This is a genomic window from Dyella japonica A8 (assembly GCF_000725385.1).
Taxonomy (GTDB): domain Bacteria; phylum Pseudomonadota; class Gammaproteobacteria; order Xanthomonadales; family Rhodanobacteraceae; genus Dyella; species Dyella japonica_C.
Genome location: NZ_CP008884.1, coordinates 4,039,821 through 4,065,061, shown reverse-complemented (window position 1 = coordinate 4,065,061; position 25,241 = coordinate 4,039,821). Strand labels below are relative to the sequence as shown.

Annotated in this window: 22 protein-coding genes, 1 tRNA gene and 1 riboswitch; of the genes, 20 read left to right on the top strand and 3 right to left on the bottom strand. The window is 64.4% G+C overall.

Annotated elements, in window-relative coordinates:
• Nucleotides 1-86 precede the first annotated feature (86 nt).
• The 4 genes from HY57_RS20980 (at nt 87) to cgtA (ending at nt 2,721) form a co-directional block, all read left to right on the top strand.
• Nucleotides 87-782 carry a DUF2059 domain-containing protein gene (locus HY57_RS20980; protein WP_019465500.1) on the top strand — a complete coding sequence of 232 codons (696 nt, stop codon included), beginning with the start codon at nt 87-89 and terminating at the stop codon, nt 780-782.
• A 97-nt stretch (nt 783-879) separates the two neighbouring features.
• Nucleotides 880-1,194 (top strand): 50S ribosomal protein L21, encoded by a 315-nt coding sequence (gene rplU / locus HY57_RS17100; RefSeq protein ID WP_019465501.1) that lies wholly within the window; start codon nt 880-882, stop codon nt 1,192-1,194.
• A 19-nt stretch (nt 1,195-1,213) separates the two neighbouring features.
• Nucleotides 1,214-1,471, top strand: a complete 258-nt coding sequence (gene rpmA / locus HY57_RS17095; RefSeq protein WP_019465502.1) for a 50S ribosomal protein L27 — start codon at nt 1,214-1,216, stop codon at nt 1,469-1,471.
• A gap of 170 nt (nt 1,472-1,641) precedes the next feature.
• On the top strand, nt 1,642-2,721 hold the full coding sequence (gene cgtA / locus HY57_RS17090) for an Obg family GTPase CgtA (protein ID WP_019465503.1): 1,080 nt from the start codon (nt 1,642-1,644) through the stop codon (nt 2,719-2,721).
• Between the two features lie 1,259 nt (nt 2,722-3,980).
• On the opposite strand, the gene rpsT is transcribed toward cgtA, so the two are convergent.
• A complete protein-coding gene (rpsT, locus tag HY57_RS17085; RefSeq protein ID WP_017460878.1) occupies nt 3,981-4,244 on the bottom strand; it encodes a 30S ribosomal protein S20 in 264 nt (87 codons plus the stop codon).
• A gap of 278 nt (nt 4,245-4,522) precedes the next feature.
• On the opposite strand from rpsT, the gene murJ reads away from it, so the two are divergent.
• The 6 genes from murJ (at nt 4,523) to HY57_RS17055 (ending at nt 12,260) form a co-directional block, all read left to right on the top strand.
• Entirely contained in the window at nt 4,523-6,115 is a 1,593-nt protein-coding gene (gene murJ / locus HY57_RS17080) for a murein biosynthesis integral membrane protein MurJ (protein ID WP_019466916.1), read from the top strand.
• 169 nt (nt 6,116-6,284) lie between these two features.
• A complete protein-coding gene (locus HY57_RS17075) occupies nt 6,285-7,238 on the top strand; it encodes a bifunctional riboflavin kinase/FAD synthetase (RefSeq protein ID WP_019466915.1) in 954 nt (317 codons plus the stop codon).
• Between the two features lie 232 nt (nt 7,239-7,470).
• Nucleotides 7,471-10,338 carry an isoleucine--tRNA ligase gene (gene ileS / locus HY57_RS17070; protein ID WP_019466914.1) on the top strand — a complete coding sequence of 956 codons (2,868 nt, stop codon included), beginning with the start codon at nt 7,471-7,473 and terminating at the stop codon, nt 10,336-10,338.
• A gap of 265 nt (nt 10,339-10,603) precedes the next feature.
• Nucleotides 10,604-11,095, top strand: a complete 492-nt coding sequence (lspA, locus tag HY57_RS17065) for a signal peptidase II (RefSeq protein ID WP_019466913.1) — start codon at nt 10,604-10,606, stop codon at nt 11,093-11,095.
• A gap of 76 nt (nt 11,096-11,171) precedes the next feature.
• Nucleotides 11,172-12,131 (top strand): 4-hydroxy-3-methylbut-2-enyl diphosphate reductase, encoded by a 960-nt coding sequence (gene ispH / locus HY57_RS17060; RefSeq protein WP_019466912.1) that lies wholly within the window; start codon nt 11,172-11,174, stop codon nt 12,129-12,131.
• 53 nt (nt 12,132-12,184) lie between these two features.
• A tRNA-Thr gene (locus HY57_RS17055) sits at nt 12,185-12,260 on the top strand.
• A gap of 315 nt (nt 12,261-12,575) precedes the next feature.
• Here HY57_RS17055 and HY57_RS17050 read toward each other — a convergent pair.
• The gene (locus HY57_RS17050; RefSeq protein ID WP_038579996.1) at nt 12,576-13,448 is read right to left on the bottom strand and encodes an ATP-grasp domain-containing protein; all 873 of its coding nucleotides are present in this window, start codon (nt 13,446-13,448) and stop codon (nt 12,576-12,578) included.
• A 14-nt stretch (nt 13,449-13,462) separates the two neighbouring features.
• A riboswitch (S-adenosyl-L-homocysteine riboswitch) is annotated at nt 13,463-13,538 on the bottom strand.
• A 218-nt stretch (nt 13,539-13,756) separates the two neighbouring features.
• A complete protein-coding gene (locus HY57_RS17045) occupies nt 13,757-14,734 on the bottom strand; it encodes a LysR family transcriptional regulator (RefSeq protein ID WP_200873889.1) in 978 nt (325 codons plus the stop codon).
• Between the two features lie 51 nt (nt 14,735-14,785).
• Here HY57_RS17045 and pcaD point away from each other — a divergent pair, with 51 nt between their 5' ends.
• The 10 genes from pcaD (at nt 14,786) to HY57_RS17000 (ending at nt 25,239) form a co-directional block, all read left to right on the top strand.
• On the top strand, nt 14,786-15,592 hold the full coding sequence (gene pcaD / locus HY57_RS17040) for a 3-oxoadipate enol-lactonase (RefSeq protein ID WP_019466909.1): 807 nt from the start codon (nt 14,786-14,788) through the stop codon (nt 15,590-15,592).
• Nucleotides 15,593-15,618: 26 nt separating this feature from the next.
• Entirely contained in the window at nt 15,619-15,918 is a 300-nt protein-coding gene (locus tag HY57_RS21720) for a hypothetical protein (protein WP_144240853.1), read from the top strand.
• Nucleotides 15,919-16,134: 216 nt separating this feature from the next.
• Complete coding sequence (locus HY57_RS17035) at nt 16,135-16,647, top strand: GspH/FimT family pseudopilin (RefSeq protein ID WP_157786204.1); 513 nt, start codon at nt 16,135-16,137, stop codon at nt 16,645-16,647.
• A gap of 50 nt (nt 16,648-16,697) precedes the next feature.
• Complete coding sequence (pilV, locus tag HY57_RS17030) at nt 16,698-17,177, top strand: type IV pilus modification protein PilV (protein WP_019466906.1); 480 nt, start codon at nt 16,698-16,700, stop codon at nt 17,175-17,177.
• The gene (locus HY57_RS17025) at nt 17,174-18,181 is read left to right on the top strand and encodes a PilW family protein (RefSeq protein WP_019466905.1); all 1,008 of its coding nucleotides are present in this window, start codon (nt 17,174-17,176) and stop codon (nt 18,179-18,181) included. The genes pilV and HY57_RS17025 overlap by 4 nt, the downstream gene beginning before the upstream one ends.
• Nucleotide 18,182: 1 nt before the next feature.
• On the top strand, nt 18,183-18,785 hold the full coding sequence (locus HY57_RS17020) for a pilus assembly PilX family protein (RefSeq protein ID WP_235186584.1): 603 nt from the start codon (nt 18,183-18,185) through the stop codon (nt 18,783-18,785).
• Nucleotides 18,786-18,821: 36 nt separating this feature from the next.
• Nucleotides 18,822-22,730: a pilus assembly protein gene (locus HY57_RS17015; RefSeq protein ID WP_026034210.1), complete on the top strand. Its 3,909-nt coding sequence runs from the start codon at nt 18,822-18,824 to the stop codon at nt 22,728-22,730.
• Between the two features lie 11 nt (nt 22,731-22,741).
• Nucleotides 22,742-23,230 (top strand): type IV pilin protein, encoded by a 489-nt coding sequence (locus tag HY57_RS22170; RefSeq protein WP_019466902.1) that lies wholly within the window; start codon nt 22,742-22,744, stop codon nt 23,228-23,230.
• 409 nt (nt 23,231-23,639) lie between these two features.
• Nucleotides 23,640-24,629, top strand: coding sequence for a PilW family protein (locus tag HY57_RS17005; RefSeq protein WP_019466901.1), 990 nt, complete (start codon nt 23,640-23,642; stop codon nt 24,627-24,629).
• Nucleotides 24,630-24,663: 34 nt separating this feature from the next.
• Nucleotides 24,664-25,239 (top strand): pilus assembly PilX family protein, encoded by a 576-nt coding sequence (locus tag HY57_RS17000; protein ID WP_019466900.1) that lies wholly within the window; start codon nt 24,664-24,666, stop codon nt 25,237-25,239.
• The last annotated feature ends 2 nt before the right edge of the window (nt 25,240-25,241 follow it).

The window sequence follows — 25,241 nt, the reverse complement described above, 5'->3', positions numbered from 1 at the left end:
GCCGATGCCACGGACAGAGAGTGCGGATGGGCAAGTTGACCAGATGGGGTGCCGCCATTGCGCTTGCAATGGGCGTGGGACAAGCGATGGCGTCATCGGCGCCGGCGACCGAGGACCAGGTTCGCCAGCTGATGGAAGTGGTCGGCCTTGGCAAGATGCTGCTGCAGATGAACACCCAGGCGGTGAACACGCTGCAGCAATCGATGCCCTGCGTCCCAACGGACTTCTGGCAAAACTACATGAATGAGAGCCAGACCCAGCTCTTCATCGGCCGCCTGGTGCCCGTGTGGCAGCGCCACTTCACCTCCGACGAGATGAACGGCCTGCTGAAGTTCTATCGCTCCCCGCTGGGCCAGAAGGTCATCACCGAGATGCCCACCACCATGGCCGAGGCGAACGAGGCCGGCCAGCAGTGGAGCCACGAGCGCAGCGACCAGATGGTCAACGAACTCAAGCATATGGGCACCCTGGACAGCGCCGGCCGTTGTCCCGCCAAGGTGGCGTCTTCGTCGGCCCCGGAAGCCGCCGTGGCGGGCGCGGCCGCCCTCAAGGCCGCCGACGCCGGATCCGACGAGGAAGAAGCCAAGCCGGCGGCAAAGGCCACCACGCACGCGGCTTCGCACGGCAAGGCGCCGGCCAAGAAGACCGCGACCAAGGCGGCGCCGAAGAAGACCACGGCCAAGCCGGCGGCCAAGACGCCCGCCAAGACCGATACCAAGGCCGCGCCGGCCAAGAAGGTCACCAAGCCCGCGGCCGCCACCAGCGGGCAGAGTGGTCAGTAATTGACCAGCGCCCTTCAGGCCCGCTATACTCCCGAGTTCGCCGGTGTCCATTTAGGGCCGGCGAGCCCAAGAGAATAACGACAGAAGGGAAATTCCCATGAGTTATGCAGTCATCAAGACCGGCGGCAAGCAGTACCGCGTTCAGCAGGGCGACGTCCTGCGCGTGGAACTGTTGAACGCCGAAGAAGGCGCAGCCTTCACCTTCGACCAGGTTCTGCTGGTCGGTGCCGGTGAGTCGATCACCGTCGGTGCCCCGACCGTGGCCGGTGCCACCGTCAGCGCCACCGTGCGCAAGCATGGTCGTGCCGACAAGGTCCGCATCATCAAGTTCCGCCGCCGCAAGCACCACAAGAAGCAGCAGGGACATCGTCAGCATTTCACCGAAGTCGAGATCACGGGCATCAACGCCTGATCAGCCGGAGTAGATAGTCATGGCACATAAAAAAGGCGTAGGTTCGTCCCGCAACGGTCGCGACTCCAACCCGAAGTATCTCGGCGTGAAGGTGTACGGCGGCCAGGCCATCGAGGCCGGCAACATCATCGTGCGTCAGCGCGGCACCAAGTTCCATGCCGGTACCGGCGTGGGCCTGGGTCGTGACCACACGCTGTTTGCGCTGGTCGACGGCACCGTCGAGTTCAAGACGCGCGGCGAGAACAACCGCAAGTTCGTCAGCGTCGTCAAGGGTTAATACCCAGCGATGCTGCAGCGAAGGCCCCGCTTCGGCGGGGCTTTTGTGTTTTGGAAGGCAGGGAATAGGGAATGGAGAATCGGGAATAGGCCGGACCGGTCGTTCCCTTCATGCTTCCCGCACCCTTGCTTTTACTATTCTCCATTCACCATTTTCTATTCCCTATTCCTATGAAATTCGTCGACGAAGCCATCATCAAGGTCCACGCCGGTGACGGCGGCAACGGATGCATCAGCTTCCGTCGCGAAAAATTCATCCCCTTCGGCGGCCCCGACGGCGGCGATGGCGGCAGCGGCGGCTCGGTGTGGCTGGTGGCCGACGAAGGCCTCAACACCCTGATCGACTTCCGCCACCAGCGCTCGTTCAAGGCCGAGCGCGGCCAGAACGGCATGGGCAGCCAGATGTACGGCAAGGGCGGCGAAGACACCTTCATCCGCGTGCCGGTGGGCACCGTGGTCACCAACGTCGACACCGACGAAACCATTGGCGACCTCACCCAGCATGGCCAGCGCCTGCTGGTGGCGCAGGGTGGCAAGGGTGGCCTGGGCAACATCCATTTCAAGAGCTCGGTGAACCGTGCCCCGCGCAAGTCGACGCCGGGTACGCCCGGTGACGTGCGCGAGCTGAAGCTGGAACTTAAGCTGCTGGCGGACGTGGGTTTGCTGGGCTTCCCCAATGCGGGCAAGTCCACCTTCATCCGCGCCGTGTCCGCTGCGACCCCGCGCGTGGCCGACTATCCGTTCACCACGCTGCACCCGAACCTGGGTGTGGTGAGCCTGGGCACGGACCAGAGCTTCGTCATTGCCGACATTCCTGGCCTGATCGAGGGCGCGGCGGACGGTGCTGGTCTGGGCATCCAGTTCCTGCGCCACGTGTCGCGCACGCGCCTGCTGCTGCACGTGGTCGATATCGCCCCGATTGACGGCGCGGATCCGGTGGAGCAGGTGCATGCCATCGAGCAGGAGCTGGAGAAGTTCGATCCCGAGTTGCTTCAGCGTCCGCGTTGGCTGGTGATGAACAAGGCCGACGTGTTGCCGGAGGACGAGCGCAAGGCGGTGGCCGAAGATGTCGTGCAGCGGCTGGGCTGGAAGGAGCCGTGGTTCCTGGTTTCCGCGATTGCGCGCGAGAACACCATGCCGGTGTGCCAGCAGGTGTGGCAGTTCCTTTCCGAGCAGCAGATGGCGCACGAAGAGCGCACCGAGATGTTGCCGGGGGATGTGCGATTGAGGGGGGAGGGGCACGCTGAGTAAGCGTGGCGCTTTGTTGCCTCAATACAGAAAAAGCGGCCGAATGGCCGCTTTTTTGTTCTCTCCCGCTCCCCCCTTAGGGAAGGGTTGGGGTGAGGAGTCAACCTTACCTCATGACTTCATAAAAGCCGTCATCCCGGCGCAGGCCGGGATCCAGTTTCTGTCGTGGTCGGTCGTCGCCTCGTGCGATACCGCGATCGGGCCGCTTACGCAGCGGGCGTTTCGACCTTCTGCCGAAGGCCGAGTCACTTTTCTTTTGCTGGCCCAAAAGAAAAGTAACCCAAAGAAAATGGCCTAGAGAGCCAGAGCTGGCAGCATGTCGTGGGGATAAGCCCGAACGCTTGAGGCAGGTTGTTGCTTGGCAACCTCCGCCGCTACACAGCGGGTACTTCCAGGCTTTTCGCAACGCGCCTTGGCGATGAGGACTTAAAGCGGCGCCCCGCTTCGCTTCGGCGTTGATGGAACCCGCACGATCGCCCGCTTTTCTCTTTTCTGTGGGAGCGCACCCTGTGCGCGACAACCTAACGGAGCGGTGACTACGAGACGCCCCAGTCGCGCACAGGGTGCGCTCCCACAAGGGACTCGCCACTTTGGGATGTTCCGCTAACGGCTCGGGTTCTTGCTTCGGCTTTTAGCTTTTAGCTTTTAGCTTTGGCTTTTGGCTTTTGACCCACCGGGTCCCCGCATGACGCGGTGGGCGGGTGGAGGAATAGCCCGAAGGGTGGCTCGCAGGGATGCGAGCCAGTTTGGCGTCAGGGCAGGATGCCCCGTCGAAAACCCCGCAACCCGCCCGCGCACCTAGAGGGCTGCAGGCCCGGAAGGCGCCGATTCCGGGGTGCCGTTTCTTTTGGTTACTTTCGACGCGAAGCTAGTCCCCGTGGGATCTTTACTCCGGGCATCCTGCCCTCCGCCCTACGGGCCGGCTTCGCCGTTCGCACGCGTTCCTGCGCGTGCGTGGGCAAGCAATGAAAAGTGCCCCGGCCTTCCCACGGGACTAGCTTCGCGTCGCCGGCAGGAGGTCGGAATGCCGGCCGCGCAGGCGGCCAGGTCGCCGTATCGCCAAAACGGGCCCAAAGGCCCAAAAAGAAAACCGGCTTCAGTCGGCCCCTTTTTCCCAAACACAAAAAAAAGCCGGCTTCCGCCGGCCCGCTTTTCCCAAAGCACAAAAAAGCCGGCTTCCGCCAGCCCGCTTTTCCCAAACACAAAAAAGCCGGCTTCCGCCGGCTTTTTCGCCAACCCGAGATTCAGTACGCGGAGCCGGCTTACGCCAGCTCGCGGATCTTCGCGTTGAGGCGGCTCTTATGGCGAGCAGCCTTGTTCTTGTGGATCAGGCCACGGGCGGCGTAGCGGTCCATGACCGGCTGCGCAGCGGCAAAGGCCTCAACGGCGGCTGCCTTGTCCTTGGCCTCGATGGCCTTGACGACCTTCTTGAGGGCGGTGCGCACCATGGAACGGGCGCTGACGTTGCGCAGGCGGCGCTGCTCGGACTGGCGCGCGCGCTTCTTCGCGGACTTGATGTTGGCCAAGGTAGAACTCCGAAATGAATTGCTGGGTTGGAAAAAGACTGGCAATTATGCGGGCAATGGGCCGCAGCGTCAACAGCTTAGCGTTGCCAAGGCGCCTGGAAGGGCGCTGTGCCGCCGAAATGGCGGCCAAAGGTGAACCGAAGGACCGGATTATGCCACGTCCGCGCTGTCATCTTGCCACCCTGGGCTGTCACACTACGCACCTTTCGGCGCCAGGGCAGAGGGGCTAGGCGCGTCTCACCAGCAAAGGCACGACAAGAGGCATGAAGTCTCCCAGCATGTTCCGTGGGCTGCTGTCCTTCAGCAGCATGACCATGATTTCGCGCGTACTCGGTCTGGTCCGGGACATGTCGATCAATGCCACCTTCGGCGCCAACGCGGCCACCGACGCCTTCTGGGTGGCCTTCCGTATCCCCAACTTTATGCGCCGGCTGTTTGCGGAGGGGTCGTTCTCCACCGCCTTCGTGCCGGTCTTCACCGAAGTGAAGGAGAAGCGCCCCCATGAGGATCTCAAGCAGCTGATGTCCCGCGTGTCCGGCACGCTGGGCGGGGTGCTGCTGGTCATCACCGCGTTGGGCGTCATCTTTGCCCCGCAGGTGGCGGCGCTGTTCTCGCAGGGCGCGGCCGATACGCCGGAGAAGTTCGCGCTCACCGCGCAGCTGCTGCGCCTGACGTTTCCGTTCCTGCTGTTTGTGTCGCTGACTGCGCTGTGCGGCGGTGCGCTCAACAGCTTCCACAAGTTCGCGCTGCCGGCGCTCACGCCGGTGATCCTCAACCTGTGCATGATTGGCGGCGCGCTGTGGCTGTCGAAGTTCGTGCACCCGCCGATCATGGCGATGGGTTGGGCGATCCTGCTGGCGGGCCTGCTGCAACTGCTGTTCCAGCTGCCCTCACTGCGTGGGCTGGACCTGCTCACGCTGCCGCGCTGGGGCTGGAGCCATCCGGATGTGCGCCGCATCCTGACGCTGATGGTGCCGACGCTGTTTGGCTCTTCCATCGCGCAGATCAACCTGTTGCTGGACACGGTGATCGCGGCCTACCTGATGACGGGCTCGCAGAGCTGGCTGTCGCAGGCCGACCGCTTCCTCGAACTGCCGCTGGGCTTGTTCGGCGTCGCGCTGGGCACGGTGATCCTGCCGTCGCTGTCGCGCCATCACGTGACCACCGACAAGGAAGGTTTCTCCAAGGCGCTGGACTGGGGCCTGCGCACCACGCTGCTGATCGCCGTACCGGCCATGTTCGCGCTGATGCTGCTGGCGCGGCCGCTGGTGGCCACCTTGTTCCAGCATGGCCAGTTCACCCCGTTCGATACGCGCATGGCCACGCTGTCCATCACCGCGCTGAGCTTCGGCCTGCCGGCGTTCGCGCTGGTGAAGGTGGCGCTGCCGGCGTTCTACTCGCGCCAGGACACCAAGACACCGGTGCGTGCCGGTGTGGCGTCGCTGGTGGCAAACATGGTGATGAACGTGATCTTCGTGGCCCTGCTGTACGTGCTGTGGGCGACGCCGGAACAGCGCCAGCTGCCGTGGCTGGACGGCATCGCCGCCGTGCCGGGCCTGCACATGGCGCTGGGCATGGCCAGCGCCATCGCCAGCTACATCAACCTGGGCCTGTTGTGGCATTGGCTGCGCCGGGCGGGCGTGTACCAGCGCCAGCCGGGCTGGGCACGGCACATGCTGCGCCTGGTGTTGTCCTGCGCGGTGATGGTGGCGGTGCTGATGGCGGGCATGCATCTGTGGCCGGACTGGACCGATGCGGACAAATGGACGCGCGTGTGGCGTCTGGCTGTGCTGGTGGTCGCAGGCGGCGGCGCCTATGTCGTGACGCTGTTTGCAGCCGGCTTCCGTTTGCGCGAACTGCGTGGCGTGTAACGTATTTTCCTCAGTCCTTAAGTTCGTCATCCCTGCGAAAGCAGGGATCCAGCGCCTTTTTGCGACGCCCGGGGAAGTCACTGGATCCCTGCTTTCGCAGGGATGACGGTGAGGGAATGTGCCGGGCATGGGGCATCGGCAATGCGGCCCCAGCCGCTATACTCGCCCGATGATGAGACTTTCCAGGGATGTCGCCGGTTCCACTCTGGCGCCCGGCGGCAGCGTGGTGGCCGTCGGCGCGTTTGATGGCCTGCATCGCGGTCACCAGGCTCTGTTGGCGGAGGTGCGCGAGCGCGCCGATGCGCTTGGCCTTACCCCCATCGTGGTCAGCTTCGAGCCGCTGCCGCGGGCTTTCTTTTCGCCCGAGCCCGTGCCCCGGCTTTCCAGTGTCCGCGAGAAGCTGCGCGGTTTTGATGCCGCGGGCATGGAGCAGGTGCTCTTGCTGCGCTTCAATCGCGCCCTCACATCCATGTCAGCGGATGAATTCGTGCGCCAGGTGCTGGTGGACCGGCTCAACGCCCGCGAGGTCTGGGTCGGCGCGGATTTCCGCTTCGGCCACAAGCGCAGCGGCGACGTGGCGATGCTGGAGCGGGTCGGGCCGGGTTTCGGCTTCACCGCCCGCACCATGCCCTCGGTGTTGCTGGACGGCGCGCGTGTTTCGGCGACGCGGGTGCGCATGCTGCTCTCGGCAGGTGAGTTTTCCGGCGCGGCGCCCTTGCTGGGCCGCCCGTTCGTGATCGACGGCAAGGTGGAATACGGCAAGCAACTGGGGCGCCAGCTGGGCTATCCCACGGCCAATATCCACCTGCGCGACCGCACCAGCCCGGTCCATGGCATTTTCGCCGTGCGCGTGGGCCTGGGCGAGAGCGAATGCAGCTGGCCGGGCGTGGCCAGCCTGGGCGTGCGGCCTACGGTGAACGAGGTGCCGGAGCCGCTGCTGGAGGTCCATCTGTTCGACTTCGAGGGCGATCTCTACGGCCAGCGCATGGCGGTGGAGTTCGTGGCCAAGCTCCGCGATGAGCAGAAATTCGACAACCTGGACGATTTGACCGTCCAGATGGCCAAAGACGCCCGGCAGGCCCGTGAATTGCTGGGCATGAACCCGCGTCTCAGCGAGGCGTAACCGGCCCAAATCCGGTAACGTTGGCGCTTTCGCCCCGTCATCCCGGCGACACCCCGGCAAGCTGTCGAAAGCAGCCTGCCGGAGCAGGCCAGGGATGACCTGCTCGTAGAGCAAGCACGGTAGTGCTTCCTCTACGGAGCCAGGTTCGGACAGGTGCCGAATTTGGCGAGTCGAGAAAGTGCAGGCACGCACTGTCTCGACATCCAGTAAACCATCAGAGCATCCCCAGGCAATGACCCAGGATTACAAGAACACCATCAACCTGCCGCAGACGGAATTCCCGATGCGCGGCGACCTGCCCAAGCGCGAGCCCAAGTGGCTGGCCGACTGGCAGCAGGTGGGCCGCTATGCGCAGATCCAGGAACGCGCGGCCAACCGCGACAAGGTGTTCGTGCTGCACGACGGCCCGCCGTACGCCAACGGTGCGATTCACCTCGGTCATGCGGTGAACAAGGTGCTCAAGGACGTGGTGGTGAAGTCGCGCCTGCTGGCCGGTTTCCGCGCGCCCTACGTGCCGGGCTGGGATTGCCACGGCCTGCCGATCGAAGTGGCGGTGGAGAAGAAGTTCGGCCGCGTGGGCGACAAGCTCGACGCCGCTGCCTTCCGACAGAAGTGCCGCGAGTACGCGCAGCAGCAGATCGACCTGCAGCGCACGGACTTCAAGCGCCTGGGCGTGCTGGGTGACTGGGAAAACCCGTACCGCACGATGGACTTCAAGTACGAAGCCGACATGGTGCGCGCGCTGGCGAAGATCGTCGGCAACGGCCATGTGGTGCGCGGCGCCAAGCCGGTGTACTGGTGCTTCGATTGCGGCTCCGCACTGGCAGAGGCCGAGATCGAATACGCCGACAAGGTGTCGCCGGCCGTTGACGTCGCCTATGACGCCGTCGATGCCAAGGCGCTCGCGCAGACGTTCGGCGTGGACGCGGGCGACGCCATCGTCGCCATCCCGATCTGGACCACCACGCCGTGGACGCTGCCGGAAAGCCAGGCCGTGTCGCTGGGCGGTGAACTCGAATACGCGCTGATCGAAGGCCCGTCGCGTGACGGCCACCGTGTGCTGCTGGTCGTTGCCAGTGCACTCGTGGAGAAGGTCGCGCATCGCTACGGCATCGACGGTGAGGCGAAGGTGCTCGGCCACGTTGCCGGCCAGTCGCTGGAAGGCGTGCTGCTCAAGCATCCGTTCTACGCGCGCGAAGTGCCCGTGCTGATCGGTGACCACGTGTCCGCCGAAGACGGTACCGGCGCCGTGCATACCTCGCCCGACCACGGCGTGGAAGACTTTGTCGTCTCGCGCAAATACGGCATCGAGACGCTCAACTACACCGAAGCGCGCGGCACCTACCGCGCCGACACGCCGGTCGCGCTCGACGGCACCGTCATCGCCGGCAAGCACCTGTGGAAGGCCAACGACGAGATCGTCGAGCTGCTGCGCCGTCGTGGCGTGCTGCTGGCCTTCGCCAAGATCGAGCACAGCTACCCGCATTGCTGGCGCCACAAGACGCCGGTGATCTTCCGCACCACGCCGCAGTGGTTCATCTCCATGGAGAAGGAAGGCCTGTGCAACACCGCACTCGACGCGATCAAGCACGTGCGCTGGGTGCCGTCCTGGGGTGAGGAACGCATCGCCGGCATGGTCGGCGACCGTCCCGACTGGTGCATCTCGCGCCAGCGCACCTGGGGTGTGCCGATCGCGCTGTTCATCCACAAGGGTACGCAGGAACCGCATCCCGATTCCGTTGCGCTGCTGGAGCAGGTCGCCAAGCGCGTGGAGCAGGGCGGCATCGATGCGTGGTATGCGCTCGACGCGGCCGAGCTGCTGGGCGACCAGGCCAAGGACTATGAAAAGGTCCTGGATGTGCTCGACGTGTGGTTCGACTCCGGCGTCAGCCACTTCGCCGTGGTGGGCCAGCGTCCCGAACTGCAGCAGGGCAAGGCGTCCAGCTACCACGTGATGTATCTGGAAGGCTCGGACCAGCATCGCGGCTGGTTCCAGTCCTCCTTGCTCACCTCGTCGGCCATGTTCGCCAAGGCGCCGTACAACGACGTGCTCACCCACGGCTTCACCGTGGATGCGCAGGGCCGCAAGATGTCCAAGTCGCTGGGCAACGGCATCGAGCCGCAGGACATCATGAAGAACCTGGGCGCGGACATCCTGCGCCTGTGGATCTGCTCGACCGACTACCGCAACGAGATGTCGCTGTCGGACGAGATCCTCAAGCGCGTATCGGATACGTATCGCCGCATCCGCAACACCGCACGCTTCCTGCTCGGCAACCTCGACGGTTTCGACCCCGCCAAGCACCTGGTGCCGGTGGAGCAGAGCCTGTTGCTGGACCAGTGGGCCGTGCAGCAGGCGTACGACACGCAGCAGGCCGTGATGGCGGCGTACGATCGTTACGACTTCCCGGAGATCGTGCAGCGCGTGCAGAACTACTGCACCAACGAGCTGGGCGCGTTGTATCTGGACATCACCAAGGACCGCCTCTACACGATGCCGACCGAAAGCCACGGTCGCCGCAGCGCGCAGAGCGCGATGTACCGCATCGCCGAGGCGCTGGTGCGCTGGTTGGCGCCGGTGCTCACCTTCACCGCCGAGGAAATCTGGCAGCACCTTCCGGGCGAGCGCAGCGAAAGCGTGCTGTTCGAAACCTGGTACGACGGCCTGTCCTCCACCCAGGGCTCGCCGGAGCAGCGCCGCTACTGGGCCGACCTGCTGGCGATCCGCGACACCGCCTCGCGCGTGCTCGAAGGCATGCGCAAGGGCGAGCAGATCGGCGCTTCTCTGGAAGCCAAGCTGGCGATCCATGCCGATCCGGCCATCGTCGCGCGTTACCAGCCGACGGCGTCTGAACTGCGCTTCTTCTTCATCACGTCGGATGTTCGCCTGGACCTGGCCGGTGGCCAGCCGGCGGATGCGGTGCTGACGGAGCTGGAAGGCGCGGACGTGTGGGTGTCGGCCACTGTCAGTGACGCCGCCAAGTGCGTGCGCTGCTGGCACCGTCGCGACGACGTCGGCACACATGCGAACCACCCGGAGCTGTGCGATCGCTGCATCAGCAATGTGGATGGTCCGGGTGAGGATAGGCGCTGGTTCTGAGCAAGGCTTTTTTCGCCTGAGTAGGCGAGCGAAGAGAAACACTTCACTTCTCGGACACGCCTCCTGACCGTCATCCCCGCGAAGGCGGGAGGTGTCTTTCAACAGCCGAATGGCTGGTCATCCAGCGCCTTCAGAACGCTGCGGCTGACGAAGTCACTGGATCCCCGCCTTCGCGGGGATGACGAGGGTAGGTTGAGCCTTGGCAATGATTTGGTTTGCGCACTGATGAGATTGGCGCGAACCTGACACGACACACAGATTCCCCATGAAACCCAAACCCAACGCCCTCAACTGGCTCCTGCTCTCCGCCGTCGTCATCGTGCTCGACCAGCTGAGCAAGTGGTGGGCGCTTGCCGCGCTGCAGCCCGCGGGCACGCCGCACCCGGTGATCCCCGGTTTCCTCAACTGGACCCTGGCCTTCAACAAGGGCGCCGCCTTCAGCTTCCTCGCCGCCGGCGATGGCTGGCAGCGCTGGTTCTTCGTGCTGCTGGCGGTGGTGATCAGCGGTGTCCTGGTGTCTTGGCTATCGCGCACGCCGCGCGGCGACTGGAAGACGGCCCTGCCGGTGAGCCTGATCGTAGGCGGTGCGCTGGGCAACCTGATCGACCGCCTGCACGCCTCGCAGGTCACCGATTTCATCCACGTCTATTTCCGCGAGTGGAACTACCCGGTGTTCAATTTCGCCGACTGTGGGATTACCGTGGGGGCCGTGGCGTTGGTGGTTTTCGGCCTGTTCCAGGGCAAATCCAAGGCCTGAACGCGCCATCACGTACGGCCTCACCGGCCGTGCGATAATCCGGATCTGTCAGCCGCCCGATCGATCCGGAGCTTCCGTGGACATTCTGCTCGCCAATCCCCGTGGCTTTTGCGCCGGCGTGGACCGTGCCATCGCCATCGTCGAGCGCGCGCTCGAATCCTACGGCGCTCCCATCTACGTGCGCCACGAAGTGGTGCACAACCGCTACGTGGTCGACAAGCTGCGCAACGACGGCGCCGTGTTCGTGGAAGAACTGCACGAAGTGCCCGACGGCGCCACGGTGATCTTCAGCGCCCACGGCGTGTCCAAGGCCGTGCGCGAGGAGGCCGACCAGCGTGGCCTGAAAGTGTTCGACGCCACCTGTCCGCTCGTGACCAAGGTGCATATGGAAGTGGCGCGCCTGGGGCGCACCGGCCGCAGCGTCGTGCTCATCGGCCACGAAGGCCACCCGGAAGTGGAAGGCACCATGGGCCAGTGGAACCCCGCCAACAAGGGCGAGATCCTGCTGGTCGAATCCGTGGAAGACGTCGCCGCGCTGAAGCCCAAGTTTCCGCACGAGCTGTCTTACGTCACCCAGACCACGTTGTCGGTGGACGACACCAAGGCGATTATCGAGGCGTTGCGCAGCACGTTCACCGACATCGAAGGCCCGCGCAAGGACGACATCTGCTACGCCACGCAGAACCGCCAGGACGCCGTGCGTCGCCTCGCCGCCTCCGTGGACTTGATGCTGGTGGTCGGCTCGGTGAACAGCTCCAACTCCAACCGTCTGCGCGAGCTGGCGGAGAAAGAGGGCGTGCGCTCCTTCCTTATCGACGGTGCCGAGCACATCGAGCGCAGCTGGCTCGACGGCGTCACCCGCATCGGCCTCACCGCGGGCGCCTCGGCACCGGAAAAGCTGGTGCGCGACGTCATCGCGCGCCTGCAGTCGTGGGGCGCGGGTGCCGTGCGCGAGCTCGACGGCGAGCCGGAAACCATCACCTTCGCGCTGCCCAAGGAGCTGCGTCTGGTCGGTGGCGTCTCCGCCAGCCTTTGAGCGCTCCACGTCTTGCGCCGTTTCGTTTCGCTCCGTAGAATTGGCGGTTCTTCGCCGGAATAGCTCAGTTGGTAGAGCGGCGCATTCGTAATGCGTAGGTCGCAGGTTCGACTCCTGTTTCCGGCACCAGCAAAATCAAAGGCTTGCGTGGCTTCAGCCCCGCAGGCCTTTTTGTTTTTCCTCGCTGCGCGTGGTACCAGTTCAATGAAGCTGCACTCTGCTGGGCTTCCCTAGCTGGAGCTATCACGGTGGCCGGAAAGGCCTGGTTTTGATCCCGGGCACGCATTCAAATAATGCCCTTGATGATCCTCGGTTCTGGAGCTTTTCCGGGGAGTGCTCGCGCGACGAGCGAAGAGTCACCAACAAGTCCCTCGTGTTCCCGATCCGTCATTCCGGCCTGCGCCGGAATGACGAGCTTGGGCATGGCGAGGGCTATTGGCGGCGCTACGTCGTCAGGCGCTTCCGCAGATTACCTGCGAAACGCTCCGCTGCTTCCGGCCGGTCGCTGAGGTGAAGGAAGGGCTCGATCATCTCCAGTTCCATCAACAGGAACTGCCCCTGGGACATTACGCCGTCCACGCGCGCGTAGGCCACGTTGGCATGGCCGAGTGCAGCCACGGCGGTGAGGGCGCGTTTCGCGCTGGCGATAAGAGCGGCATCGGGGTCCACGCGCTGGGCGGTGCCGCCGAATTCGGACTGCACCCGGTAATCGCCAGCAGCAGGCCGCTTGATCACGGCGTGGCTGAATTCACCGTCGAAAAACAGCAGGGACAACTCGCCATCGCTGACGACTTCAGGCACGAACGGCTGCACCAGATACTCGAACGCCATCGGCAGTTGTGCGATGGCCTGATCAAACGCCGCATCACCCACCTTGCCGCGCGCGGTATGCCAGGCCGTGCCGCTGATCGTCGGCTTTACCACGATCTCCTGGCCGCTCATCCCGGCGAGCCTTTGTCGCAAATGTGTCCCCGACACGATGCTGGTGGGAATGATGTCGATGCCTTGCGCGGCCAGTTCCGGGAGGTAGCGCTTGTCGCTGTTCCAGCGCAGCAGCGCCTTGTGGTTGATGGTCGGAACGGGCAGCTTTTCCAGCCATGCGCTGAAGGCGGCGTAGTGCTTGAAATAATCCCAGGTCGAGCGCATAAGCACGGCGTCATAGCGCGTCCAGTCCACGCGAGGATCGTTCCAGACGCAGGCGACGGTCTCGATGCCAAGGCGTTGCAACGACGTCGCCAGGTGGGCGTCATCCGGATGGATGTCCGGAATCATCGAGGATGTGGCGATGGCAAGACGATGAGTAACAGGGTGGGGCATGGCAAATCCTCCATCAATGGAGGGCGCCCTTGTTTGATGGATCGGAACCGAGCGTGGCGGACCAAGTCCGTCGCAGCACCCCTCGGTTCCGACTGCGCGACAGCGAGGCTGTGCGCGTTGGTTGGGCATCGGATGACGAAGCGCGGCTAGTCTCACTGAGCCGGCAGCGCTCCGTCAATGTGGTTTCTCCATGCGGAAGGGCAATCCGTTAGGCGCGAGACAGTGCCTGTCCATCGTCGGCGCTTCCGTGTCCGTATCCACCACGCAGTGGCGGGATCGCCCGCATCGGCGGGCGCCTCATGGAACGATCAGTGCGACGGCGTGGTTCGCCATTGCGCCGCGTGCTCCTGGACAAGCTGCCACAGCTGGTTCGCCACCGGCCCGTGTGGCCGGTCATGACGGCGGGCCACCACCAACTCCTCCACGGCGCCACTGAGATACCGGCCCGCGAGGGATATCAGGCTGCCATCGCGCAGTTCCTGCTCGATCAGGAAGCGGGGCAGGTGCCCCCAGGCCATGCCCTGCAGGATGACTTCCTTCTTCATGAGCTGGTCCGCGACCGTGCACTGCGGCGCGCCTTCCATCACAAAGTAACTGCGTGACTCCGGGCTTTGCGCTGTGTCGCGCATGATGCATTGCGTGAGTTCGCGCAGCTGTTCGCGGCGTATCGAGCGACTGGCACGAAACGGCAGGAAGCCCGGTGCGGCTACCGGAATCATCGGCACCGGGCATAGGTCCACCCATTCGGTGCGTGCATCGTGCTTGTCCACGCGGTGGAAGATCAGGTCCGCCTCGTCGTTGAAGAGTCGCTCCCATGGGCCGGTGACGGCTTCGAAATGCAGATGCAGCCGGGTGCTGGGGTGCTGTGAAAAAAAGCGGCTCAGGAGGCGCAGCGTCTGCGGCACTGGGCACAGGTCGCCAATCACGACCCGCAATTCGCTCTCCGCCCCCATGGCCAGTTGTGCGGTGTGGGCGTGCAGGCTTTCCAGTTCGCGCAATAGCGCTTGCGCGCGGCGATGAAAGGACTGGCCTGCCGCCGTGAGTTGCACGCGGTAACCGCCGCGCTCCAGCAGCTCAAGCCCAAGCTGCCGCTCCAGCTTGGCAACGGCGGCGAACACCGCCGGGTGCGAGCGGTTCATTACCTCGGCGGCGGCCTGGAAGCCGCCTTCCTTGACCACGGCATCGAAGCACTGGAGGTCGTGCAGGGTGAAGGCGCTCATGTCTGAAATACCTACAGAGTTTTTCAAAACTTTGTAATTTTTACCTGAAAGGGCGGCGCTTAGCATCTCCATCCGAACCGGGCACCGGCCCGGACCCCACCCAAGGAGCGAAGCGCCATGAACGACACCACTTTCATCACCACCGGCGACGGCTATCGCCTGGCCTACCGTCTTGACGGCACGGACGACAAGCCCGTGCTCGTCCTTTCAAACTCCATCGCCACGACGCTGCATATGTGGGATGGCCAGATAGCCGCGCTGACCCCGCATTTTCGCGTGCTGCGCTATGACGCCCGCGGCCACGGCCAGTCGGATGCCCCGGCGGGCGCCTATTCGATGGACCGGCTGGGTCGCGACGTGATCGAGCTGCTGGATGCGCTCGGCATCGAGCGGGCGCATTTCCTTGGCTTGTCGCTGGGCGGCCTGGTGGGGCAGTGGCTGGGCATCCATGCGCCGGAACGCATCGATCAACTCATCCTCAGCAACACGTCGGCCCGGCTGGGGCCTCCCAGCGAGTTCGATGCACGCATCGCCGCGCTGAAGACATCACCTGACATGGCCGCTGTCGCGGAGGCGTTCCTGGCCAACTGGTTCCCGGCGCCCATGCTCGAAGCAAACCACCCTGATGTCGAACCGTTCCGCGACATGCTGCTTTCCACCGCGCCCCAGGGTTTGGCCGGCTCCTACGCCGCCGTGCGCGACACCGACATGCGCCGGACCATTGCGCTGATCAACCGTCCCACGCTGGTGATTGCGGGCAGGGACGATACCGTCACGCTGGCCAGCCATGGGGAGTTCATCGCATCGACCGTGCCGGGCGCGCGCCTGGTGACGATGCCGGCCGTCCACCTGCCCAACGTGGAGCATCCGGATCTGTATACGCGCACGGTTCTGGATTTCCTGCTCGAAGAGAAGGCAGCCTGAAGGACAGGAGCAAAGCCGGGTTCGGGATGGGCGCTGCCGGGGCGTTGGCCTCAGGACAAACCCGCGGCGCTCCGATCGAACCCGCCGCCGGCATGGTCGATGCGCTGAGCGGTGAACATGGCGACGGCAATATATTGCGAAGTCAGTCGCATCTGCGACAAAAGTCAGATAAACGAAAGTTATGCGCTATTTCTTTCGTGTCGATTATGGCGCCGCTCCACACCCCGTCAGGCGGCTGCATCGTCGTCCAGGACGGAACGGCTCTTCGTCCATTAAACGCCGTTTCGTCCGCTTTTGCCCTCACTTGCCTGGCGATGGAAGCGTGATTCAGCTCACGAATGATGCGTGGGTGAGTGCACCGGTTCTACCGTCTGTCAGAAATAACCTACCGTTTGTCGACTTTAAAGCTTGCGTCTGGCTGGCTTAGACGTAAGCTTTTGCTGACAAAGGTCAGGGGATATCGCATGAACATGCGATGCAGTGAGCTAGGGGCAAGGCGGTCGCACCGTGGGCACGTCGGTGGTTTCACTGTGGTGGAGCTCGTGATCACCTTGTTGATCGGCGCCGTCATCATTGCGTTCGCGGCGCCCAGTTTCCGTTCGATGGTGATTTCCAACCGGCTGACCACCGTCGCCAACGAAGTCGTCGATGCCATCAACGTGGCACGCATGGAAGCGGTGAAGCGCAACGGCAATGTCCAGTTTTGCAGCGACTCGGCCACCGTCAACACCACCGGCAATGCCCTCGGCGACAAGTGCGGTGTCCAGGGCGGCGCGGTGTATGCCCTGTCCGTGGACAACAGCGGAAACCCGCAACTGGATCCGGTGCGCACCGACATTCACGAACTCGCCTCATCCCTCACGATCACCGGCAACATCGTCGCGCTGCGTTTCAACGGGCAGGGCCTCGGCGTGAAGCCGGGCACGTCCATGCCTTACAGCGGCACGGTGATCGACATCTGCAGTCCCAACCTCAATGCCGACAACCACCGCATCGTGCGGATGGTGGCGGGTTCCATCCTTGAAGTCGTCCCCAACCCGGGTTCCTGCACGTGATGAGCTTCCCAGCCGGCGCCGCGCGGACGCCATGCCAGGTTTCCCGAGCCGTGTCGGCACTGCGTCGTCGCGCCGTTGGTCACACGCAGAAAGGCGTGGGCCTGATCGAAGTGCTGGTGGCGGTGGTGATCCTCTCGGTCGCCTTCCTCGGCATCGCCGCACTGCAGGCGATGTCGCTGTCGACCAACAACAGCGCCATGGCGCGCAGCATGGCCACCGTTGCCACGTATTCGATTCTGGATGCGATGCGCGCGGACTATCTGAACGCCACCACCGGCCAGGCCTACACCACGAGCACACCGCTGAAGGCCTCGTCCTGTCCCACCGATACCAGCACGCTGGCGGCCAGCCAGCTGGCGCAGTGGTGCGGCCAGCTGGGCAATACGCTGGGCGTGGCCGACACCACCACCGGCAATATCCAGTGCGGCACCAGCGGCGAATGCACCATCACCATTTCGTTCCTGGATGTGCGCTCCGGCGCGGACGCCACGACGAAGCAACAGACCGTTACCACCAAGGCCCTGCTATGAGCGGCCATCGCGCCTTTTCCCTGCGTCGTCCGCCGCATGTGCCGCGCGAGTCCGGCTTCACGCTGATCGAACTGCTGGTGGCGCTGTTGCTGGGCACCGTGGTGATGGCCGGCGTGATCAGCGTGTTCACCACCAACCAGAAGGTGTATCGCTCCAACAAGGCGGTGAGCGACGTGCAGGACAGCGCGCGCATGGCCTTCGAGATGATGGCGCGCGACCTGCGCGTGGCGGGCCTGACCGGCTGCGGCAACGGCACGCGCATCGCCAACGTGGTGAACAACAGCGCGAGCCAGTGGTACACCAACTGGACCACGCCCATTATCGGCTATGCCGCCAGCCAGACCGACCCGGCCGCCGCCAGTCGTGCCGCGAACACGGATTCGCTGATCCTGCTGGGCGTGGAGGGCGTGGGCGTCAGTGTGAAGGCCAATGCGGAGCCGGCGGCCACCTTCACCATCAACGAATCGAGTTCGAACCTCAACACCGGCGACATCGTGATGGTGTGCGATCCGGATCATGGCGCCATCGTGCAGCTGTCCAACGTCAATGGCACCACGCTGACACACGCAACGGCGGGCACGCCGGGCAACTGCACGCTGGACCTGAGCTATCCCACCGTGTGCAGCAGTGGCAGCAGCTACGTGTTCGCCGCCAACGCGCAGATCGCCCGGATGACGGCGGCCGACTGGCACGTGGCCGCCAACCCGGCGACGGGCGGCACCTCGTTGTACCGCCTGTCGCTGGGTTTGAGTTCGGACGGTACGGGCAAGGCGGCAACGACCCGCTACGAAATGGTGCGCGACGTGACCGGCATGACGCTGCGCTACCACCAGGCCAGCGGCGCTGCGTTCGTAGCCGCCAACGCGGTGACCGACTGGTCGCAGGTCGATGCCGTGCAGGTAACGCTGAGCATGATCAGCACCGACCGCAGGGCAGGTATCAACAATGCGGCGGTATCGCGCACCTTCACCTCCACCATCACGCTGCGCAATCGGGTGACCTGACATGACGTGTGCTTTCACGAAATCCGCGGGCACGGTCCGTGGCGGGGTGGGTGCGCCCAGCGGCCCCTCGCGCCAGCGCGGCGTGGCGTTGATGGTGGCGATGATCCTGATGATCGTGATCACCTTGCTTGGCTTCGCCGCGGTGCGCGGCACGCTGATGCAGCAGAAGATGTCGGCCAACATGTACGACCGGCAGATCGCCTTCCAGAACGCGGAGGCAGCCATGCGTGCGGCGCAGGCGCGCATCGCCGCCAACCCGGGCGACATCGCGCGCAACTGCCAGGCCGGTGGCGTGGTGTGTCCGGCCAATCCGTTCAACGATCCCAACCTGCCGGCGGACAAGGTGTTCACGGTGCCGGTGGACCAGTACAAGGCGGGTGACCTCGCATCGGGCCAGCCGCAGTACGTGGTCGAGAACATGGGCACTTGGCAGGACCCCAATTCCAGCACCGGCTTCAACCAGAGCGCCAACGCCCACAACTACGGCGCACAGGGCCTTTCCACCACGGTGATGTATTACCGCGTGACCGCGCGCAGCGATTCGCCCGGTAATGCGGGCGGGCGCGCGATCGTGACGCTGCAAGCCATGATCAAGCAGGGTTGATCGATGGCCATCCAAATCCACAGGGGCTTCCACGCGATGAGCACGCCAACCCGACTGCGCGGCAGGGCCGCCGGTTTTCTCCGCAGGCTGCTGTGCACCGGCGTGCTGGTGTGCGGTCTTGGCATGGCCAGCGAACCGGCGCACGCTGCCGGCACGGCGGTCACCATCGACACGGCGCCGCTGATCATCCAGGCCGCGCTGCCGCCCAACATCATGCTGATGCTCGACGACTCGGGCTCCATGGCGTGGGACTTCATGCCTGACTGGAAATACCTGGGCAACACCACCGTCGATGGCTTGCGCAACGCCAGTATCAACGGCGTTTACTACAACCCGAAGGTGACCTATACACCGCCGCCGCAGGCACTGGGTGGGACGAACCTGTACAACGCATCGCCGGATATCGTCGGTGCCTACAAGGACGGCTTCCTCGACACCTCCACGACGGACGTCCGTTCGTACTCGTCGCCCAGCGCCAACAACCGGTACGCCTACTACACCCAGCTGACGCTGACGACCAAGAAGACCTACGCGCCCACATGCCCGTCGGACTATACGCTGGGCAAGGGTAGTTCGGGTTCGAACTATCAGTGCATCAAAAACTCCGATGCCAGCAAGACCTCCACGCCGACCTGTGCTTCCGGCGATACGCTGGTGTCCAGCCAGTCCCAGTGCCAGGCCGCCCAGCTCAACTACTTCACCTACACCACGGGCAGCGTGGGCAGCTTCGTAAGCCACTACGTCGGCGCGGACGGCGATTGCCAGTACCTGAGCACCAGCCAGCAGGCCGTATGCGACCACTCCGCCGCCACCCGGCAGAACGTGGCCAACTGGTTCTCGTACTACCGCACACGCATCCTGATGGCCAAGAGCGGCCTGATGTCGGCATTCGCCACCATCGACCCGAAGTACCGCGTGGGCTTCGCCTCCATCAACAACCGCAACACCACGGACATCAACGCGACCGGCCACACCTCCACCATCGGCAACTACACGCTGGCCCAGGTGCAGCCGTTCGGCGATGGCAAGGCCTCGACCCAGCGCGCCAACTTCTGGACCTGGGTGAACGACATCCAGCCCAACAATTCCACGCCACTGCGCGTGGCCCTGGACGCGGTCGGCCAGTACTACCAGTCCGACCAGCCGTGGCTGACCGATCCCCTGTCGTCCAGTTCGGGCGAGTTGGCCTGCCGTGCCTCCTACACCATCCTGACCACGGACGGCTTCTGGAACGAAGACGACAGCCTGGTTTCCGGCATCGGTGATGTCGACGGCGTGGCCGGCAAAACCGTGACCGGCCCGAACCAGCAGAGCTACACCTATGTGCCAGTGCTGCCGTACGCCGACAGCCCGAACACTACCAATTCGACCACGGTGACAAGCACCTACGCGGCCACGCCCACCTGCGATAGCGGCTTCACCTATTCGAGCGCGACCGATCAGTGCACGCGCAAGAACAACACCCCCAGGACGCCGACCTGGACTTGCAGCAACAAGTCGGACAGCCTCGACCTGACGGCAAGGATGTGCACGCACAAGACCACCGTGCCGCCCGTGACCTATTCGAACACGCTGTCCGACGTGGCGATGAAGTACTGGCGCACCGACCTGCGTCCGAATACCAAGAACGAAGTGCCGGTGAACGCCGAGGACAACGCGTTCTGGCAGCACATGACCACCTTCACGCTGGGCCTGGGCTTCCAGCCGTTGTACGCGGACCAGGTCACGCCGATTCCCATGGCCGACGTGTTCAAGTGGGCCCATGGTGATGCGACCAAGGCCATCAGCGGCTTCGCTTGGCCGCAGCCTACCGGTGACTCGATCAACAACATCGCGGACCTGGCGCACGCGGCGGTGAATGGCCATGGCGGCTTCTATTCCGCCACCAGCCCGGAATCGTTCGCTGACGGCCTGAAGGATGCGCTCAAGCGCGCCGCCCAGCGCACGGGTACGGGCGCCAGCCTAGCGGCCAACTCCACGCAGCTGCAGACCGGCACGGTGGCCTATCAGGCCAACTACTACACGGCCTCGTGGAAGGGCGACCTGAAGGCGCTGGCGATCGATGCCACCTCTGGTGCGATCGCCGCCACGCCCAGCTGGTCGGCGGCGAACAAGATGCCGGCGGCATCCGCGCGCACCATCTACACCTACAACCCGGCATCGGCATCCACCGCAGCGCCGAGCGCCGTCGCCTTCAAGGTGGATGGCAGCGGCAACCTGCCGGCACTGTCGTCCACCCAGCTTGCCGCCCTGGGCGGCGATACGGCGTCGCAGGCGGCGATGATCAACTACCTGCGCGGCGACAGCAGCAAGGAAGTGGCCAATGGTGGCAGCTATCGTTCGCGCGATACGTCGCTGGGCGACATCGTCAACTCGCAGCCGGTGTACGTGGGCGCGCCCTCGCCGAATCAGTTCAACAACCAGACGTTCTCCGGTTCGACGACGTTCTCCACCTACGCCAGCGACCAGAAGAACCGCGCGGGGCTGATCTACGTGGCGGCGAACGACGGCATGCTGCACGCATTCAATGCGGGCACCGGCATCGAGGCGTATGCCTATCTGCCGGGCGCGGTGATCGCCAACGGCAGCACCAAGGGCATCAGCGACCTGGCGAACACCGATTACGGCACCACGCTGGCCTTGCCGCACCAGTTCTTCAACGATGGCGAACTGACCGTGGCGGACGTCTATTCGGCCACGGGCAACGGCACCTGGAAGACCGTGCTGGTGGGCACCACCGGACGCGGGCAGGCGAGGGCGGTGTATGCGTTCGACGTGACCGACCCGGCCAACATCCAGTTCCTGTGGGAGCGTTCGGCCAGCGACGGCAACGCGGACGGCAACAGCAAATACATCGGGCAGATGACCGGCAAGCCGGTGATCGCGCAGACCTCCCCGGGCGTGTGGTCCGTGCTGATGGGCAACGGCTACAACAGTGCCGGCGGCGTGGCGGCGCTGCTGCAGTTCAATGTGTTCAGCGGCGCATTGAGTGTGCACCAGACCACCGATACCACCGGCCTCGCCGCGCCGGCGGTATGGATCAGCAACGCCACCTCCGGCATCAGCGACATGGCTTATGCCGGCGACCTCAACGGCAATGTGTGGTCGTTCGCGCTCAATACCGGGCCGACCAATTACACGGCCAGCCCGAACACCAGTGGCACGCTGCTGTTCACGGCCAAAGACGCCAACAACGTCGTGCAGCCGATCACGGGCGGCCTGCTGGTGGGCAAGAACCCGCAAACGCAGGATGTGTGGGTGTTCTTTGGCACCGGCCAATACCTGACCAATGCGGACCTGAGCAACCTCAATCCGCAGAGCTGGTACGGCCTTATCGTGAAATCCGGCGGCACCAACAAGTCGATCGACCAGCAGGCCAAGCAGGATCGCAGTTCCTTGGTGCAGCGCTACATCACCACGGAAACCACGACGACGGATGCGGCTGGCGTCACCACCTCGGTGGCACGCACGGTCACCACGACGGGCGAGGCGGCTTCCATGACGGGCAAGTCGGGCTGGTACATGAACCTGCTGCAGCCTTCGGGCAGCGGCACCTCGACGACCTACAAGAAGCAGGGCGAGCGCATGGTCACGCCCAACCAGTTCCAGGGCAACCTGCTGCTGGGCACGACGCGCATCCCGCAGGCGTCGGACCTATGCGATCCATCTGGCACGGGCTGGGTAATGGCGGTGGATCCATTCACCGGCACCAATCCGCAGTCGAACTTCTTCGATATCAACGGCGACGGCCAGATCAACGCCGGCGACGCGGTCAACGGCAAGCCGGCGGGCGGCATGGCCTTCAGCTCGCTGCCCAACAATCCGATTTTCGTGGGCGGCAACATGTTGATGAGCTTCGACAACGGCACCACCGGCAGCATCAAGACGTCCAGTTCCGGCGCAGGCATGACGCGTGTGTCGTGGCGTGAGCTGATCAATCAATGAGAGAGGGATCGATGAGTCCGCACCAGCCCAACCACCGCGTGGCGCCCCGTGATTCCCTGGCCTTGCGCCAGGCGGGTTTCACGCTGATCGAAACCATGATCGTGGTGGCGATCATCGGCATCCTGGCCGCCATTGCCTATCCATCCTATGTGTCGCACATCAGGAAGACGAACCGGGTCGCGGCGGAAAGCTGCATGTCGCAGATGGCCAGTTACATGGAGCGTTACTACACGACCTACCTGCGCTACGACAAGGCCGGCGGCGCAGCGGGTGCCGCCGCCAATGCCGTGCCTGTGCCCGATTGTGCGACCCCGCAGCAGGCGGGCAAGTTCTACACCATTGGCCTCAATGGTTCGCCGGGCGCGACGACATACGAGATCATGGCCCAGCCCATCGCGGGAACCAGCCAGGCGCGTGACACGCTTTGCGGTACGCTATATCTCGACCAGTCTGGTGCGCGCAGGGTCGATGGCACCGGCACCACGGGAGACTGCTGGTAACGGCACGAGGCCGCTGCAAGGTGGCCTGCTGTGGCCGTGATTCGGTCGCCTGCGGGGATACACGGTACGGCTGCTCTGGCCCTTAGGGTCTGTCGACGATCCCCCTCAAACTCCAAGTTTCCTCACCGTCATTCCCGCGAAAGCGGGAATCCAGCGCCTTTGAGCTTTGAGCACAAAAAAGACGCTGGATGACCAGCCTTTCGGCTGTTGAACGACGCCTCCCGCTTTCGCGGGAATGACGGTGAGGTGAGACAGGACGCTCAAGCAAGACTTTGAACAGGCTCTTGGGGCAGGGCAAGGCCCACACGACGACCAGCGCTTGGCCTAACGATGGCGTCGGCATCGCTGGCTGTACGTCGCGATGTCCGGCTGATGATCATCAATGCCCTGACTTCACCTTGGGCATGCCATGGCATTTCGCGCATCCGTCGTATGGCCGCGCAAGGACATCAGCGGTTTCAGCCTCGTCGAGTTGATGGTCGCCATGCTGGTCGGCCTGGTCGTGATGGCCGGTGTCGGCAGCGTCTTCCTGGCCGGCCAGCGCATCAACCGTACCCATCGCGCGCTGGGCGACGTGCAGGAAAGCCTGCGCATGGCGTTCGAGCTGCTGTCGCGGGACATCCGTCATGCTGGCGCCACCGGATGCGGCAACCGGCGCGTGGCGAACGTGCTTGCCGAGGGGCCCGCGAATGGCGGGGTGGCCTGGTGGGCCGACTGGCGTCATGCCATCCGCGGCTTCGGCGGCGACGATCCGGATGTCACCGCCGGCAGGGCGGCCGGCGACCGCCTTGCGGGCCAGCCGTCGCTGCAGTTGCTTGGGGGTGGGGAGACCAGCTTCAGCGTCGCCTCGCATGATGACGCCAGGGCAACGTTCACCACGCGCGAAACCGTCGCCGACGTGACCGCCGGTGACATCTTCATCGCGTGCGACCACGACCACGCTGCCATCTTCAAGGTGGGCAGTGTCGGCGCGCGTACCGTGGGCTATGCCGCTGACAAGGACAACTGTTCGGCAGGGCTGGGATATCCGACCTCGTGTGAATCGCAGGGCCGATATGCGTTCGAAGCCAATGCCACGCTGACGCGGCTCGATGTCTCCGACTGGTATGTCGGCTTCAATACGGACAGAGGCTTGTCACTCTATCGGCTCGGGCGGGAGGGAGAGGCACTCAGGCGCCAGGAAATGGTTCGCGGTGTGAGCGACATGCAGCTGGCCTATCACCAGATGGGTCATGCCAAACCGTTTGTGCGCGCGGCGGAGGTGACCGATTGGGAACAGGTCACGGCGGTGCGCGCGACCCTTACCGTGCAGAGTACCGACCCGCAGGCGGGTGTAGACGGCGCACTCATCGCGCGCCAGTTAAGCATGACGATCGCCTTGCGCAACCGGGTGCCGTGAGATGAATCATTCCCCGTCGCGGCGCAGGTGGCGGGTGTCGCGTTCGCGCAGGAGGGCGTCGCCGGCAAAGGAGCGCGGTGTCGCGCTGGTCGTCGCCTTGCTCCTGCTGCTGATCATCACGATGGTGGCATTCGTCGGACTGCGTGGCACGCTGCAGCAACAGAAAATGGCAGCGCACCAGCATGACCGCCAGCTCGCGTTCCAGCACGCCGAAGCCGCGCTGCGTGTCGCGCAGTCGCGCATCGCCTCCCATCCTGAGGAGATCGCACGCCACTGCAGGGCCACATCGACGGCTTGCCTGTCCAACCCATTCAACGATCCCGGTTTGCCGGCAGGCAGCATTCATACCGTGGAAAACCACGGCGGTGACGGCAGCTTCACGGCCTCCGTGGAAGCGGCCGGCCAGCCCCAGTACGTGATCGAGCACATGGGCGACTGGGTGGACACCGCACTGGATGCCGTGGTGGAGCAAAGCGCGAATGCCCACAATTACGGCGATCCGGGAGCCCTGCGTACCACCTATCGCATCACGGCGCGCAGCAGCGATCCGGCGGTCACCGGCGATCGCATGCTGGTGGTGCTGCAAGCCACGATCGAGCAGCGCCGCTGACG